The organism is Comamonas kerstersii (assembly GCF_008801935.1).
Lineage (GTDB): Bacteria > Pseudomonadota > Gammaproteobacteria > Burkholderiales > Burkholderiaceae_C > Comamonas > Comamonas kerstersii.
Genome location: NZ_VZOT01000009.1, coordinates 1 through 15,991, shown reverse-complemented (window position 1 = coordinate 15,991; position 15,991 = coordinate 1). Strand labels below are relative to the sequence as shown.

17 protein-coding genes and 1 pseudogene are annotated in these 15,991 nt (G+C 49.9%); 17 read left to right on the top strand and 1 reads right to left on the bottom strand.

The window, feature by feature from the left end; translation table 11 throughout:
• The first annotated feature begins 153 nt into the window (after window positions 1-153).
• The 9 genes from F7P80_RS12215 (at window position 154) to F7P80_RS12175 (ending at window position 8,528) form a co-directional block, all read left to right on the top strand.
• Window positions 154-1,053: a ParA family protein gene (locus tag F7P80_RS12215; protein ID WP_151045052.1), complete on the top strand. Its 900-nt coding sequence runs from the start codon at window positions 154-156 to the stop codon at window positions 1,051-1,053.
• 13 nt (window positions 1,054-1,066) lie between these two features.
• Window positions 1,067-2,773, top strand: a complete 1,707-nt coding sequence (locus F7P80_RS12210; protein ID WP_151045050.1) for a hypothetical protein — start codon at window positions 1,067-1,069, stop codon at window positions 2,771-2,773.
• A gap of 22 nt (window positions 2,774-2,795) precedes the next feature.
• A complete protein-coding gene (locus F7P80_RS12205; RefSeq protein ID WP_151045048.1) occupies window positions 2,796-3,413 on the top strand; it encodes an STY4526/YPO1902 family pathogenicity island replication protein in 618 nt (205 codons plus the stop codon).
• A 36-nt stretch (window positions 3,414-3,449) separates the two neighbouring features.
• Window positions 3,450-4,013, top strand: coding sequence for a hypothetical protein (locus F7P80_RS12200; protein ID WP_211372032.1), 564 nt, complete (start codon window positions 3,450-3,452; stop codon window positions 4,011-4,013).
• Between the two features lie 20 nt (window positions 4,014-4,033).
• A complete protein-coding gene (locus F7P80_RS12195; RefSeq protein WP_211372031.1) occupies window positions 4,034-5,827 on the top strand; it encodes a hypothetical protein in 1,794 nt (597 codons plus the stop codon).
• A gap of 154 nt (window positions 5,828-5,981) precedes the next feature.
• Entirely contained in the window at window positions 5,982-6,377 is a 396-nt protein-coding gene (locus F7P80_RS12190) for a hypothetical protein (RefSeq protein ID WP_151045044.1), read from the top strand.
• Window positions 6,378-6,443: 66 nt separating this feature from the next.
• On the top strand, window positions 6,444-7,544 hold the full coding sequence (locus F7P80_RS12185; RefSeq protein WP_249041458.1) for a PFL_4669 family integrating conjugative element protein: 1,101 nt from the start codon (window positions 6,444-6,446) through the stop codon (window positions 7,542-7,544).
• Between the two features lie 52 nt (window positions 7,545-7,596).
• Window positions 7,597-8,109, top strand: coding sequence for an RNA-dependent RNA polymerase family protein (locus tag F7P80_RS12180; RefSeq protein WP_249041457.1), 513 nt, complete (start codon window positions 7,597-7,599; stop codon window positions 8,107-8,109).
• Window positions 8,110-8,150: 41 nt separating this feature from the next.
• Window positions 8,151-8,528 (top strand): hypothetical protein, encoded by a 378-nt coding sequence (locus F7P80_RS12175; protein ID WP_151045040.1) that lies wholly within the window; start codon window positions 8,151-8,153, stop codon window positions 8,526-8,528.
• Here F7P80_RS12175 and F7P80_RS12170 read toward each other — a convergent pair.
• A complete protein-coding gene (locus F7P80_RS12170; RefSeq protein WP_151045038.1) occupies window positions 8,507-8,698 on the bottom strand; it encodes a hypothetical protein in 192 nt (63 codons plus the stop codon). The two genes, F7P80_RS12175 and F7P80_RS12170, sit on opposite strands and share 22 nt — an antisense overlap.
• Before the next feature lie 166 nt (window positions 8,699-8,864).
• Here F7P80_RS12170 and F7P80_RS12165 point away from each other — a divergent pair, with 166 nt between their 5' ends.
• From F7P80_RS12165 to F7P80_RS12130, 8 genes and pseudogenes are all read left to right on the top strand, one after another.
• A complete protein-coding gene (locus F7P80_RS12165) occupies window positions 8,865-9,281 on the top strand; it encodes a single-stranded DNA-binding protein (protein ID WP_151045036.1) in 417 nt (138 codons plus the stop codon).
• A gap of 20 nt (window positions 9,282-9,301) precedes the next feature.
• A complete protein-coding gene (locus F7P80_RS12160; RefSeq protein WP_151045034.1) occupies window positions 9,302-9,616 on the top strand; it encodes a hypothetical protein in 315 nt (104 codons plus the stop codon).
• A gap of 172 nt (window positions 9,617-9,788) precedes the next feature.
• A complete protein-coding gene (locus F7P80_RS12155) occupies window positions 9,789-10,007 on the top strand; it encodes a hypothetical protein (protein WP_151045032.1) in 219 nt (72 codons plus the stop codon).
• A gap of 586 nt (window positions 10,008-10,593) precedes the next feature.
• Window positions 10,594-11,172, top strand: a complete 579-nt coding sequence (locus F7P80_RS12150; RefSeq protein WP_151045030.1) for a hypothetical protein — start codon at window positions 10,594-10,596, stop codon at window positions 11,170-11,172.
• A gap of 60 nt (window positions 11,173-11,232) precedes the next feature.
• Window positions 11,233-13,275, top strand: a complete 2,043-nt coding sequence (locus F7P80_RS12145; RefSeq protein WP_151045028.1) for a DEAD/DEAH box helicase — start codon at window positions 11,233-11,235, stop codon at window positions 13,273-13,275.
• 132 nt (window positions 13,276-13,407) lie between these two features.
• Window positions 13,408-13,710, top strand: a complete 303-nt coding sequence (locus tag F7P80_RS12140; protein WP_151045026.1) for a hypothetical protein — start codon at window positions 13,408-13,410, stop codon at window positions 13,708-13,710.
• Window positions 13,711-14,011: 301 nt separating this feature from the next.
• The gene (locus tag F7P80_RS12135) at window positions 14,012-15,538 is read left to right on the top strand and encodes a hypothetical protein (protein ID WP_151045024.1); all 1,527 of its coding nucleotides are present in this window, start codon (window positions 14,012-14,014) and stop codon (window positions 15,536-15,538) included.
• Between the two features lie 184 nt (window positions 15,539-15,722).
• Window positions 15,723-15,991: pseudogene (locus F7P80_RS12130) on the top strand (transposase); the annotation flags it as partial.

Here is a 15,991-nt window from a genome sequence, read left to right as displayed (position 1 = left end):
CTAAGTAGCCCAATCGGTGCTTACCCTGTAGTTATTCTCTAAAGATATACAATGTATATTTTTTGACACTTTGTTACGTTAACTGCACCCCCTTAAGGGCTGTAGCTCGTCGCAAAACCTCGTTGATTGGTTCAACCAATCAACGAGGTTCAAATGTTCACTATCACTGTTGTTTCCACCAAAGGTGGAGTAGGTAAGACAACTCTTGCGGCCAACCTGGGTGGTCTGCTGCGAGACATTGGTCTGCGAGTTCTGCTGATCGATGCAGACGTTCAGCCATCCCTCACCCGCTACTACGCTCTGGAGCATGAGGCTGCTCATGGCCTCACTCAACTGATCCGCTCCGGCGTTCTTTCGCCCGATTGCATCTCTCAATGCCAACTGCCCCCAGCAAGCTACGATGGCAAGCTGGACAAGATGCCCCAGTCCCTGGGCGGCGTCCTCCATCTGGTGCGCTCAGACACCCGCGATGGCAAGCTGCAAGACTGGATGAGCAGCCGTATGGCCCTCGACATGCTGATGCGCTTGAACATGCCACTCAAGCATCCCAACGTCACCTCAGCATATGACGTGGTGCTGATCGACACCCAAGGTGCCATTGGCCACCTCCAGGATGCAGCCGTCAACGCGGCAGATCAACTTCTGGTCCCCGTGTCACCAGACATCGTTTCTGCACGCGAGTTCTTGGATGGCACGATCTCCTTGCTCGATCGTCACGAATGCACCGCCAACGTAGGCATGAAGATGCCTCCCATGAAGGCGGTTCTCACCCGCACTGAGAAGACCAAGGACTGCAACTTGATCTCGGACCTGGTGCGTGAACAGTTCATTGAGATGCGCGGCCGCGTCAGCATGCTGAGCACCGTCGTGCCAGCTGCTGTGGCCTACCGCAAGGCCGCAACCTCCCAGGTTCCGGTGCACTGGGTCGATCCCCTCAAACAGTCTGATGTGATGCACAAGCTCCTGTGGGAGCTCATACCCAGCGTAGCGGGCATGTGTGCATCCAACCATCCCGATTTCATCGATCTGAACGCACCCCACGACGACAACTGATCGTGAGGTACGCATGCGCACGCCTGAAACGCTTACAGCGGCTAAGCGTGCTGCAAGCCTGCGTCAGCAGGCATCGGGGGAGGCTGACGCTTCCCCCGCAGCACCTAAGCAGCACCAATCCACCACCTCTTCACCTCATAGCGGCATGACCTCTGCCAACACCCAGCTTTCCGCACAGCAAAAACGCATCGACCAAGCTCGTAATGCGTTGAAGTCGCCATCGAGCAACGCAACACAGGACGTTGATCCGATGGATGAGGTCGACGGCTCTATCACGCTGCTGTCTATCAACGACATCGTTACATACAGCCATAACCCACGCTCCAAGCCGAATCCCAAACGCGCTGAGATCAAGGCCAGCATGCAGGCCGAGGGCAAGATCACCAACACCATCACGGTGACCCGACGCTCTCCGAAGGAGAAATATTTCCCTTATGGCGGTGGTAACACTCGGGTCGAATTAGCAAAAGAGTTGTTCGCAGAGGGCGATCAACGCTTTGCCACACTCCATGTCATCACAAAGAAATGGCCAGGCGAGGCCAAAGTCATTACCGCACACCTTTCCGAAAATGATAATCGTGGTGATATTTCATTTTGGGAACGTACGAAAGGAGTCATTGACTTCAAGAAAGAATTTGAACTGGAAACTGGACAGACTTTATCTCCAACGGAGCTAAATAAAGAATTAAAAATTGGTGGTCTTAACTATGGCATAAAAATGATTCAAAATTTCATTTTTGCCTACGAAAATCTTCAATTAATTGGTCCTTGGATTCGTGCTGAAGAAATAAACTCAAGTATTAGACCTACATACAGTGCAATAACTGATTTGTCTAAGATTTTTGACAGTGAAGATATAGTTAATAACGCACTGGAAGAAATCATGCTGATGCATGGTCAAGACCTTGAGGCTTTAGAACTTGTCAATAAAGAAAGAGACCCTGCACAAAGGCAAGAACTCAAGCTTGATGTTCAAAGCTTGATCACTGACTTTCAGACTGTGGCTGCAAAAGCGCTCAAGCTTCAGGTTGATGATATGCCTGCCATCTTGCAGGCTGTCACACAAGACCCATCAATTTCTGTTGAAGAAATTAAGAAGATTAAATCAAAGATTATCGATTCTGGTAATGTAAGCAAAGGGAAACAATCCCCTTTAGGTGGAATGCTAGGCGGTGTTGATAAAACATCCACAAATCCAGAATCAAATAAAAGTAAGAAGACCGCAGGCACAGATTCAGCGCTGCTTGAACAAAAGCTGATTGCTGCTTTCACTGAGCTAAACACAGCAGTCCCGATTGCTGATTTCCTGGCTACTGATCCACGACTGCCTTTTGGCTTTTACGTTGACTTTCCTGTGTCGATGGAGCAGATCAACGGACAGGATGTGTCCGAAGAGATGGCTGGGCTGCGTGAGTCGCTGTGGCCGATCCTTGCCTCTTTGAGCGGGCAGGCGAACGAAGCATTCGCAGGCTCTATTCCAGCAGGTAGCGCTTGGGCCATGCGCAAGAGCGAGGGGGAAAGTGCCATGGCTGCCAGTTGTGTGGCAGCAAGCGTTGCATTACGCAGTGGCGTTCTTTACATCACCTCTGCTCATTTCTGGATGCTGATGGCCCACCCCAAAGTCGGACCTGCTTTTATGGGGCTACTGAAAACCTTGTCTGAGCTTCATGTTGCTTTCCCACAGAAATTCCAGATTCCTTTCAAACCACTTTTTTCTTGATTTTAGCTGAGTCCGTCCTTCTATGTCTGCCAATCGAATTCCTGTTCAAATTCAAAATACTCAAATGAATTTTTTGATGTTGAGTGAAGTTGTTCGAATGATCGAGACTGAGGATGGGCTCGATAGTTTGCTGACTATGGGATGTGATGCGGAGTTGTTGGATCAACTCCGTAATCGCTCAACCAGAGATTTGTGGAACATCTCCAATCGAGCAAGTGGTTTCACGGTACTTCTCAGTCCCAAGGAACTTTTAAATCACATCAACGGTATTGACCGTCAGCGCCGTGATGATGAGCTTTGTGAATACTTCGTGATGCACGGTGCATCACGTCAATTGCTGATTAAGCTATTTAAGCGCTCCTCTGATGAAATCCGACGCCTAAGAGAAATGCTTGTCGGGCGCGGTACTGTAGGACGCACAGGTTTGCCTAAAAGTCTGCGTGTCCGTGATGAAATTCACAATACGTGGTATTCGATTATTAAGAATTGTCCGAATGAATCGTTGCGCACTTGGTTATATGAGTTGCATCAGCGATACCCTGAATACACGATTGAAACGCTTCACTCAACAATCAAAGAGTTTGAAGACGATGATTCTTCCAATCAAATAGCCAAAGAAAACTTGAGTTCCATTAGATAAATAAAAAACTCTATTTTCATGAATGAAAGTTTGAACATGTCAGAAAAAAAATACATCCAATCCGCCATGCTGCTCGATTGGATTGGGCAGGCGCCCATTGTGATCAATCGTGCATTCATCGACTTGACTGGGAATGTCCTGGCTGCCCTGTGGCTGTCGTATGCGATTGAGAAAATCAAGGACCACGGCACAGCCGATGAGCCTCTGAAAGCAGCGGTCATTGCTGTATCTGCCAGCGAGTGTGAGAAAGACACGGGCATCACCCGTGCGCAGCAGCTGACATGCCGCAAAACACTGGCTGCTCTTGGCTTGCTCACCGAGGAGGGCGGACAAGGCAAGGTGCCGAGTTTTCGCATTCACCTCGACACGATGATGAAGATGCTCGAGGCACAGGTGAAACCGATGGCCGATGCGCTGCAACGCGCTGACCAACTGGCTCCAGGCCTGTCTGCCCATGATGCAAAAGCCCAGTTGGGCCTGGACTGGTGGAACGGTCTGGATGAGCAGCAGCGCAAGCATTGGATGGCCATGGCAGGTAACACGGGCATAGCTGCAGATGCTTGGGCTGCGTACCAGAACTCGCAGATCCAGGTGTCCTGATCCCGGAGCAATTTGTGAATATGCTCCGATTGCCCAAGCTTCACCCCTCTCCGGTTGTCGAGCATGCTGCCGGTATTCCTGCGCCGCATGAGCAAATCCTCTTGCATCTGGATGAGCGTGGCTTTGTACCGTTCCATCCAGCTCTGGCCGAAAAGTTTGGTCACAAGGCAGCCATTTTTGTTGGAATGGCTCTTTACTGGACACGTCATAGCATCCGTAAGCACCCGCAGCGCGGCGGCTGGTTCAACATGTCCATGCAACAGTGGCGCACCAGTATTGGCCTGACGCGGTCTGAGCAAGAGTCTGTGCGTGAGCAGCTCATTCAAGCCGGGGTGCTTGAAGAGAACTTGATCGGTCGTCCTGCCGTCATGAATTACCGGATCAATGTGTTGGCTCTGGCCACACAGCTTTCGATCCGTGGTGCCGGCAGCGCGGCCATGAATTGGGACACGGCCCAAAGTTGGTTCCGTGGCTGCCACAGCTATTACAAACCACTGGCCGATGTAGTCGGCAACATCGCAGCAGGCCTGTATTTGTCGTATCTGCTGCAACGATACCGCGACTGCTTGCAGCGCGGGCAGTTGGATAGTGGTTGCATCTTTGCTCCACAAGAGACTATTGCCAACATGCTGCACCTTGGCATGAAGGTGCAACGCAATGCGCGTGAGCGCCTCAAGCGTGCAGGCCTGATCCAGGAATCAGGGCAGGGCGGTGCTCTGGTGCGTCTGAACATGGATGCGATCCTGATGTGCTTGAAAGGCCAGGCCATCAAGCCACTGAAGGGACGCACCACACCACCTGCAGCACCAGTGCTTGACGAGCAAGCTGCCACACCAGCCAGCGTGCCGACTGTGGCCACTTATCAGGCTCTGGACCTCTCTCAGCTCGGCATTGCTTTTCGCCAGCTTTCTTTGGGCCTGACAAATGCCGTGATTGAGACTCCGGCAGCCAAGCCATCGCGTCCACGTGATTTCTTGATGAGCTTTCTTGCAGTCGACGCACCTGTCGATTTCCAGCAAGTTGGTGTGCAAGACGTTGTGCGTGAATGCTCTCCTTTGCGTAGCAATAAATCTAAGCATGACAGAGACTTACTGCGTTCGACAGCACTGCTGGCAACAGACGCTCATGCTGAAGAAAAGTTTGCCGTTTCCTGCAAACTTGAATCTGCCGTTTCCTGCAATCAAGAATTGCCGAAACCTGCAATCTATATACAAAGGGATGTATTTAAAACAACTACTACGTTAGGTAGTAGTGGTGATGAAGCTTCCTTCCAGGCACCACCTCCTGCACTGAGCACAGCCGGCTTGATCATGCCTTCCAGGCTGGGTGAAGAGCATCGCGTTGGAGTGCTGGAGGTGCTAAGCAAGGCTCCTGCGAGCGAACACCAGCGACTGCTGGACGAACTGGATGGGCAACTGGGAAGCCACCACAAGTCCATCAAGAGCCCTGCTGGCTGGCTGTACGGACTCATTCGCAAGATGAGCCAAGGCCCAGTCACGCTTTTGTACGCCGATGAAGTCGCCTCAGCGCGAGCATCCCAGCACGAAGGTATGCAGGCATCGGAGCGCACCAACCCCCGATTTGCCCAGCTGAAGCAGGCGCATGACGCCCAGCAACTCATCCAGCCTGGCTTCGTGTACCGGCTGGACACCACCGGTGCACTTGTCTACTTCGACAAGTCAACGGGAGTGCTTCGTCAAAAGTCTGTGAACGATGCCTGGCGCGTTCTCCTCAGTGGCCGCGACATCGTCAATGCGCACAACGAAGGCAAGCTGATCCAGCTGTCGGCGGAAGAGGGTGGTGCGCTGTGCTGAACATTCAACTTTCCCAAAATGGGACAGAAGGTAATCATTACCGTCTTTCCCAAAATGACACAGATGGTAAACATTACCATCTTTGCCAGATTGACACAGATGGTAAGCATTACCATCTTTGCCAGATTGACATAGGTTATTTGGAGAATTGCAAATGAATGCAAATATGCTTTTTGCCAAATTGGTTCAACACTTGACCAACTACAACGATGCTGCTGTTCTTTGGACTCTATTGAAAGAGCGGGCTGATTGCAAAGAGATTGGTGTTTCTGTGAATGAAATCTCGGGTCTTCAACTCTGTTCAACCGTAGCTCCAAAAACAGTTCACAGAACAATCGAGAAACTCCAGCAAATGGGTTTCATCACTGTCCGTGTGCAGCACAAGTCAAAGACGTTGGTGACTGTGAATCGTGAGGCTGTTCTTGATTTGCTGAATCAGCCACTTCCCGAACGACTGCCAGCATGCAGCCAAAAGACGTTTCCATTTCTTGATGCATGGAATGCGCAGCTTGAAGCCAAAGCTGAAAGCAACGATCAACCATCTGATTGATTCGCTGATCTCTTGATCTAACCCACCCCATATTTTTCTGATACACCAATTAACTTGGAGAGCAAAGTGGCGACCACATCCAGCAATAAACCAGGACGAAATATTATTTTCGAAAGTACCTTTCCAGCTCAAAATTTCGAGAAGGAGGCCAATTCACCATTTGAAGATGGGTACTCGATATCGAAAGAGGAAAGCTACTTGGCGTCCTACATTGCATCGGGTGCGGATGAGAACAGTCCACTGCACGAGCGATATGTCGAGTTGCAAGATCGTCGCGAACGCTTCTCTCAGATGCAACGTGAACGCAATCAGCGTAATGGGGCCGATGCAATTGTGAGCAATCAAGAAGCCCGCACCATCGATGACCTCGGTGGCCTTGTCGATGATGGTGTGGATCAAATGACGATTCACACGTTAGAAGCCCATCGCATGTTCATGGGACGTTCGCGTGAACCAGGTGGGCAATCAGCGCCGATCATTGGCGGCAAGCGTGTGGCAGCAGCGCTGCGCAATTTGTGGCTGCTGACGGTGAATGACAACCCTTATGCAGATTGGGCCTTGGTTCGCCATGAACATGCCGTGAATCAGGTGCTGGATCATTTGCGTGCCGAAATATCCAAGGCTGAAGCGCTGCGGCAATCCCAAAAGCAGCGTGGCCTTTCTTTTGCTGTCCTTGCCTCTTCAAGCCCAATTGCCCTGAACCTCGGTTTCCGTAGTCCATACGGCTATTCCATTTCCATGTTGATTGCCGAGTACGACTACTTTGTTCGTATTCAGAAAACGCTGCAGCGCAAGAACATGCAGTCTGATGAAGAAGCCCGCAAAGCGTTGTCGGTCGTTTCACGCGGAATCCTGGGGATTTTCTACGGCACAGCCCGCTTTGATCGCTGGCTCAATCAACCGCAAATTCGTGAGCTGAGCCGCCTTGACTGGGTCAGTGAAGATAAGGATGCGGCAGGGCGCGTTGATTTTGCCCAGCAAACATTTGGGCCTGTCCCATCGGCCATCTACACAGGTGAGATTGCCCCATCGCACTCCCGTCGCCGCTATTCACTCACCGAGGCTGAGCGAGAGCTGCTCCAACGGGTGGGCAGCAAGCTGCAGGAAGCTGAAGACCTTGCGGCTAGTGCTGGGGCAGATGCCCTATCTCATCAAACTGCCGCATAGGTTCATTGCGGCAATTGGTTTCAGGTTGGGGCAGTAATTCAAAGGGGCTTGTGTGAAAAAGGGCGTGGTGATGAAAGGGCAGGCTAATCAAGTGGAAGGACACCAAGTTGTCAATGACGTTCTTTGGGCGCGCCAAAACTCGTTGGGGCAAGACTGTCAAAACCGAGTTGACGTAAAGGCCCTTACGGGTAGGGGCACCCTGGCAAAGCTGCGCCAAGAAGTTGCCAAGATTGACGACTTGGTGAATCAAATGAATGAACTGGCCAAGGCGACTAAATCTGTATCAGGACTTGGCATTTACTTGGTGGTGCATCAACGCAAATCCAATGGCTATGTCTTTTTGCGCTGGCGTGAGCGGCTTGGCTCAAATCGTCATCTTGACTGGGGTGAAGCACAAGACTTAACCCGCCTCCAGCCTGAAGCAGTGCGTGCTTGGTGTCGCCAAGTCTCCGTCATGGCTCAGCAGCTCAACGCGGATCACTTGCGCTGCCGTGAAGAAATCAAGCGTGTTCGCAAAGAAGTTTCACGCATGAAACCTCATCTGTTCCAGCGTTCAATTTTTTGAAAAGCTGAACCTGAAATCTATCAATTTTGACCGGACAAGAAATGGATATCAAAGAACGTGATGCATGCAGCCCAGATCAACGACGTGAGGAATGGATCGAATTCCTTCCACCGCCAAGATCAGTCGGTGATGCTGTGGTTCTGGCGTTTCTCTTGAAGAATTTGACCAATTTCAAAGAATTTGTCAGTGAGCATCCAAAATCGCACCAGGTAGCAGCGCAAAGATGGATTTCTCACTCTATAGAGGATGTTCGCAAAAGCAAGCAGCACTACGAAGGCGCTATAAGAATGAAGCTCCCTGAGAATTTCAGTGAAGCTCCACAGGTAGTTGAATGGTATGAAAGTTTGAGGCAGGAGGCGAGGGCAGCATCCATAAATGCTGCTTCAGAGTCAATTAATCAGTTGAATAGATCTTCTTGAATTTCTCTTACGCTGCTCTCTAGCTCTGCTAATTTATGAATGCCAAAACTATCTACATCGACGTGTCCGCTGAGAATTTCATTTATTATTTCTAGCGAATTAACAAGCTGATTTCGCAATTTATCAAATTCAGCACGAGAAACATATTCATTAGACTCAGTGTTATCCATTTTAGGGAAGAAGCCTTCGTAAGTAGGTTATCGAGTGATGGTGCAGCCAGGTTGGACCCCTTGCGGCTGCTTCACATCGTAGCAGAGGGCTTCTTCCGCCCTTCAGGCGTGGCCTGCCTTGGTGCAGTAGGTCATGCATTCAATCTATGCACCGAGGAGTATTGGTATGCAAAACATTTTTATCGGTAAAGGTAATCTTGCGAACTCGCCAGAATTGAAAATCATCAATGGCCGTAATGGTGATTTTGAGGTGGCCACCATGCGCGTGATGTTTGCTCGTTACGGCCGTGACGAAGATGACCAGGTCGTGCAGACAGGTGGGTTTTGGCGCGAAGTAGAAATCTACGGCTTCAAAGCCAGGGATGTGGCAAAGCACTTGCGTAAGGGGTCTCGCGTCTTGGTCATCGGTGAGGAGGTCGATTTCATGGCCAAAGACTCTGACGACAACGAAGTTCAGGTCATCAAGATCAAAGCTGAAGACATTGCGCTGCAGCTCACCCGCATCGAGAAAATCGTTTTTGCCGCACCGGCTGCACGCCAATCCGAAGCAGTAAACACCAACCAGGCTGAGCCTCAATATTGATTCAAGGGTAAGGAGGGGGTATGAACGACACTAACCAACTGCCGGCCAATGAAGACGTGCTGGTGCTAGACGATGCCAAGTATTTCTTGGTTGTGGCATTCAGTACCGCATACAACGATGCTGATGCCCCGGCTTATCTGCATCTGCGCGATGTGATTGGGCAAACCTGTATTGGCTCATGCATTCAGAATTTTGACGGCACCTGGCAATCGCGTTTGAACGTGATTCTGGATGATGAGAGCAATAGCGATTCGCTGTTGATTGGCGATTACGACAGTCGCGTCGATGGGATCGTTCATTTGTGGCAGCAGCGTAAAAAAGCGTTCTGCATCTAATACCTGCCAGGTCGTTCTAAAACCGCCACCTTGTGACGCCAAAACGTCGCCACATTTAATTAATGTCACAAGGGCGATCTACGCTCTAACAACGAGTTCTCGCATCACATATACTGACTCTATGTGTTTATGTTTTCTAGAGTTGGTTAATATTTCTGTATAAAAAATTGCTATGAAATTTATTGATCTACCAGGAATGGATGCTCGAATTGAGTTGGCAAAAAGTAGAGTTTGGGCAACTATTTATGGCGAAGATTCCGAAATTCATTCAGAGCATATGTTGGAAGTCGCTGCCAGCGCTGAGTATCTCGGTCGTAATGATTTTCACAGTGGGAATAATATTCCTGGCATGTTTGCTGGAGAGCCTATTCTGATCAAGCTCTGGCTCTAGGGGTGCGAAGCAAGCGCTCTAATTGAAGAAATGAGTCACTGTGACTACTGTTGCGATGGAAGCGGAGACCCTTGCCCTACACACGGTTAAAAGAGTTGTTTTCGCCTAATTCGCTTCTTTTATTTATATTGGGACTAGAAATGCGCGACAAAATCAAATCGTTGTCCACGGAAGAATATTACAAACTTCTACCTCCTGGTGATCGACCAGTTTTCGACCATGCTGTCGGCGGATTCGTCATCGATTCACACAGAGAGCTTGGCGTATTCCCACGGAGCTACAAGCATGCCACGCAGGCACTAGCGCTTAGCAAATGCGTGAAGTTGAGCGATGTCGAGCCACCGTCGGGTGGCGGTGAGTGTAGGTAGCTGTTGTGCCTCTACTGACAAAAAAGTAGCTATCGGGTTCAGTGCAAGAGTGCCTGTGCTGCTCCAGGTGCCACACAGATTGAGGTAGTCAGCTTGCAGTAGAAATTTTTAGTCCAGTAAATTTTTGTCACAATCGCGGTTTTCGTTGTTTGGTGAAGATGATGCGATTGATACAAGAAGTACTCATTTGGTTGTTTGTTGTTTTGTACGTTATATCTATGATCGGAATTCTTCCAATTAGTATCTATGCTTTTATTTCAGATCAAAAGAAAAAGCGATTGTTTACTAAAGATATTCAAGAGAAACTTGAAAATAAAATTGATATTGATGTTGAAATCATCCGCCAAATTGCGAAAGCAAGAGGCATGAAAGAAGTAATGGCCACGACATCGATTAGAAAGTTGATGGCAGAATCACGAAGTAGTGAAGAAAATAATTTGTACTTAGACTTGTGCAAGCAGATGGAGGAAATAACACCTTATGCGGATCTTCCTCAGGACGCGCGTTCTTCTATTCTTAAGCTTAGGGAGATTGTCAAAAAAAATGAGCCTGACTATGAAACTCAAATTATTGAGCCAATTGTCAGCAATTTATCGGCTTATGTAGAGTTAAAGCAGGATTATGCTAGAAGCAAAAAAATAACATGGGTTGTTAATTTTGTTAGCATAATTTCTTTTGTATTTGGCATATGGGGATTCTACATATCATCCCAAAGTCCAGATATTCATGAAATTAAAGAAGTAATGCATAGAGTAGTTGGTGAGTATGTTTTAACTCCTTCTCAGGAGAAAGATTAAAAGATAATTGTTTTTTAAAAATAGCGCCTTGTGACGCAAAAACGTCGCCACATTTAATTCATGTCACAGGGGCGATCATTGAATCCAATTCCCTCGGCCAAGCCTGTACGCCTTGGGCCAGTTAGTATTTCACCCCCCGAACTGCTGCTCAAAGCCTGTAGCGATGGCCACCGCGTCGGCCTGCAGCTGGTGAGTGTTCCCGGTATGCAGCGCCCTTTGGCTGACTACGGTGGCTGGTGGTGCTCAGCCAGGCGTATGTGGATGCTCAACGCAGCTACCCCTGAACGTGTTCAAGAGGTGCTGGAGCATGCCTACGCAGGGCAGTTCGTGGATCTCGCAGAGGTCGATGTGACCCTGCGCTCTGCACTGGCCGCAGTGCAGCCGGACTACTTCACGCAGCTGCTGGACGTGCAGATCTTCCCGCTGGCCAAGGGCGATCTGGCCCGGGGTCGCTGGGCCGTCAGCTTTCAGTATGACCCTCTGTGCGTGCAAGCCATGCGCAGCCTGGGGGGCTACTTTCACAAGCATGCTTCAGCCTGGCAGGTTCGTGCCGACCCACAGCAGATCCAGCAGCGTCTGCTATCCATCGCCGGCATCAAGCCTGAGTTCATCTTTACGCATGAGCAGCCTGTTGTCCTGGAGCAGCTCTCAGACTCCAGCTCAACGGGCTCACCTATCGCTGTCCCATCAGCTCCCCCACCATCTGGCGATGGTGGTGGAGCAGGGGAGGATGAGGGCACTGGGTTCTTCTCGACAGAGCGGGACCATGAGGAGGATCTGCAGTACGACCAGGTTGCTCTCGCAGCTCTGCAGGCCTGTGGTGTGCTGCGCGACTACCAGGCGCAAGGGGTTGCATTCATGCTGGGTCAGTCGGGTGCCTGCATGGGTGACGACATGGGCCTGGGCAAGAGTCGCCAGACCGTGGTGGCCTGCCGCCTTGCTGCAGGCAAGCAGCGTGTACTGATCGTTTGTCCAGCCTCGTTGCGGCTTAACTGGGAGCGCGAGATCAAGATGGTCTACCCCGATGCGGTCGTAGGCATGCTGGGCGATGACCGCATGGCCACGCTGCACGGCTGCGACTGGGTCATCGGCAACTATGAGCGCATGGGTGGCCTGGTGCGTGAGGTCGACCTGCAGTTTGCGGTGATGGCCGTCGATGAGGCCCACTACCTCAAGGAGTACCACAGCGGCCGCACGCGCAACGTCTTCATGTTGTCTGCGCGGATCAAGCGCTGCTACGTGGTCACCGGCACGCCGCTGTTGAACCGCGAGGTGGAGATGCACACTTTACTGCGGATTACCGGCCACCGCCTGGGACGCATGAGCTTGGCCGACTTCCGCAAGTCCTATGCGGGTAGCCCTGAGAAGAGAGCCGCCTTGGCCGCTGCTATCCAAGGCTGGATGATCCGGCGCAGCAAGTCGGTGCTGAGTGATTTGGGCAAGAAAGAGCGCCAGTTGCGCTTCATCTCCCCGCCTGAGGGGATGGATGCCTACAAGGAGATCTACGCGGACATGAGCCTGCAGGCCATGCCTAAGATCGTGCGCCTGCGCAAGTCCTTGGAGGTCCTGAAGATCCCGTTCCTTGTCGAGACCATCCAGGCCATGGGAGAGGACGACAAGCTGATCATCTTCTGCGAGTACATGAGCACCGTGGAAGTGCTCAAAGACATGCTGTCCGCGTTGCAGATCCGCTGTGTAAGCCTGGTGGGCTCAGATACCGCAAGGAAGCGCCAGGCGGCCGTTGATGCGTTCCAGACAGACCCAGGCATCAAGGTGTTCATCGGCACCACGATGGCTGCAGGAGTCGGTATCACGCTGACCGCGGCGAACATCGTTGCCTTCGCCTCGATGCCATGGACGCCGGCACTGATGCGCCAGGCGGAGGATCGTGCTTACCGCCTGGGCCAAAAGCGCGATGTCCTAGTGCTTGTCCCTGTCATACCAGGCACGATCGACGAAGGCGTTCTCAAGTTGCAGGAGAACAAGCGAACAACTGAGGAGGAGGTGGTTGAGGCCGCCAAGATGGCATTGCCTGCTCAGCAGCGAAGCTTGGTCAGCGTGCCAAAGGAAGTGACAGCAGAGGAAGCTTTGATGTTTGCCTGAAATATTCGAGTTCTGTCTTCAATTAATGCGTGTGGGTCATAGCAGCCAGCCCCCCCCACGTGCTGGGCAAGGTTCCAGCGCTAGGCCCTGTGAGGGCTTAGCAGTGCAGCTTTAACAACCACAGGATGGTATATGGCAGCAGACATGAGTGAGTGCATTTACGAGAAGATGGACTTCGGTCAGTTAGCGCTGGAAAAACTTGGAAATGTGCCAGAGAACTTTCGTCTCTATGTCGCGGGCATCAAGCCTGAACCGCCGAAAGAATGGACGCACATGGAAGTGACAGGTGCAGAGTTCCGTGCGCCGAAAGCTGGCCCGAATCAAGGCAAGCTCTCGATCATGGTTCCTGGTACTCGCCGTAGCGTGAAATTGATGCGTGCAGAGCTTGAGGAATACAGAGCAAGCACAGTCGTAACCAAGGAAAGCAGTGCTTAGGCGATGAAGCTGAAGATGATGGATTTGCAAGAGAAATTTGCATCTGGTGATCGATGTCGCAAGCCTTCATGTGAGGTTATGACAGATGTCGTTCTTGCCTGTCATTTAGTTTTTCGTGGACTAAGTGACCGCATCACAGAGAGGATCGGCGATTGATCAGAGCTCTCGCAGGGTGCTTTTTGCGAATACACTTGAAAATCTGAGGAGACCAATGTTTTTACGAAATTAGCAGTAGTCAAACTACACGCTTCATGGGCGTATTCTTTGTTAATTCCGAAAATAAAATATGAGAGATTAAGAAATGGCTTACAACGAGTTCACCACCTTTGGAGAAATTTGCAGTCTTAGTGCAAAGGTTCTAGAAGAAAATGATGTTTTCATTTTGGGAAAGAGGAAGCTTGCACATATTTTTCTTTGTGAGCTTTTGGAACTCAATCGCAACTCCACCTATACAGAGCTAGAAGAGGCATACAAGGCGTGTTCTCCGGGGGATAAAGCCCCTGAAAATTCAGAAGAATTCTGGACCTTCGTAGAGAAACAATACCTTCGCCTCAAAGAAGAGCCTAAGGAAAAATTCTTCGAAATCTGTGTGCGTGTGAACAAGGATCTTGTTGCACTGGCAGAGAACCTTTCATATATCAATAAAGAAATAGTCATCCTAGAAGAAAAAAAGAGAACCAATGGACGGCTGACTGCTGATGAACGCTACTATAGGAATCAATTGGAGTACTTTCGGAATAAAAATTGTGTTGCGAAGGATGAGATCATTGATTTCATGACGCATAAGATCAAAAAGTACGCCATATCCACAGCTCACGTCCAAAATTCATTCATTGCGCTCGCTTCCTCATTATTCGAAAATAATCCTTATCCTTTTGGTCGGAGATCAATTTTTGCGCACTCCGATCCATACGATGTTCGATCATTGGACACTTACTCCAATAAATTCTTGGATCTACCAATCTCTGACTACTATGAAATAGTGATTGAGTGCAGGAGCTCACCTGAGAATTTCAAGCAGTATGCTATTGACTATATTAATGGAGTTCATGGTCAGCTTCCTACTGTCAAGGAGAAGCTCCTTAAGCTGATTAAGAAATCACACATACTTTTCAACCGCAAAAATGTCATTGAAACAATGCTTCGACACTTTGAAACCAAAGACTATATTTCTTTTGTCAGCATGGCCCCTTTGCAGATCGAGGGGATTTTTGCCGATATTTGCAGAGAAATAGGTGTCTCTGAGAGTCAGCTAGACATCTCGTCATTGAATGACAAGCTTCAGCACATTGACGGTAAGATGCAAAGCTTTTTATTCTTTGAGTATTATTCGTTTAAGTTTCCCGTACTAAGGAATTTGGTCGCTCACGGAGGCTTGGTTGACGGCGAACTAGAGGACACAGCAATTCATCTTATGCTGGATCTGTTGCCAGTATGTGAGCTTGCTATTTCGGAAGACTTGCCTATTGCGAATGCACTGAATGTCTTAGAGGAAGCCAGCAATGGGACGCCAGAGCAACTCGTGAAATGGCTGGATCTTCGCAAGTCGATCGCCATCCCCGACTTCTATGGTGTTCAAGATTCCATAACTAAAGCAGAAGCGCATTACTCGAGTCAGTCATTTTGGGACTTCCTTGAAGCCAAGCTCAGGATGGTTCAGAGCGTAGACGCCATTCGAAGCAGTGACCCGTTAAAGGTTGCCGGCAAGATCAAGGCTGCTGGTTTGGCTCATGATAAGGCAGAGAAATTTCTGAGATCTGCCGTGAGTGTAGCTAAAACGGCAATCAAGCAAAGAGACGAACAGTACGACAGTTTGATTAATCGTTGAAGCTGAAGCTGAAGATGAACAAGAGATTGTTTAGCCTTTAGAACAAACTGCTTCAAACGAGCACCCCTAGTTAAAATAAGCACATTGACTAGTATGTCTTTCAGAGCACCATTAGGGAACCTCTGCATAAGTCCCCAACGCATGTGCTTGCACATGCGTGCCGGGTGCGGCAGCATCCCGGCCTATGCAGCAATTTGATCTTGGCCTGAACCTTTCCACCAAAAAAAACACGTAAACGCGAATTCCTGGAGCAGATGCAGCAAGTCGTTCCATGGCAAGAGTTGGTGGACTTGATTGCGCCATATGCACCTGAAGGTCGCAAAGGGCGGCCTCCATTTCCTGTGGAGATGCTGCTGCGCATTCACTTTATGCAGCAGTGGTTCAACCTCAGTGATCCAGCTATGGAAGAAGCGCTGCATGACATGCCCTTGTTTCGGGAATTCGTTGGCCTGT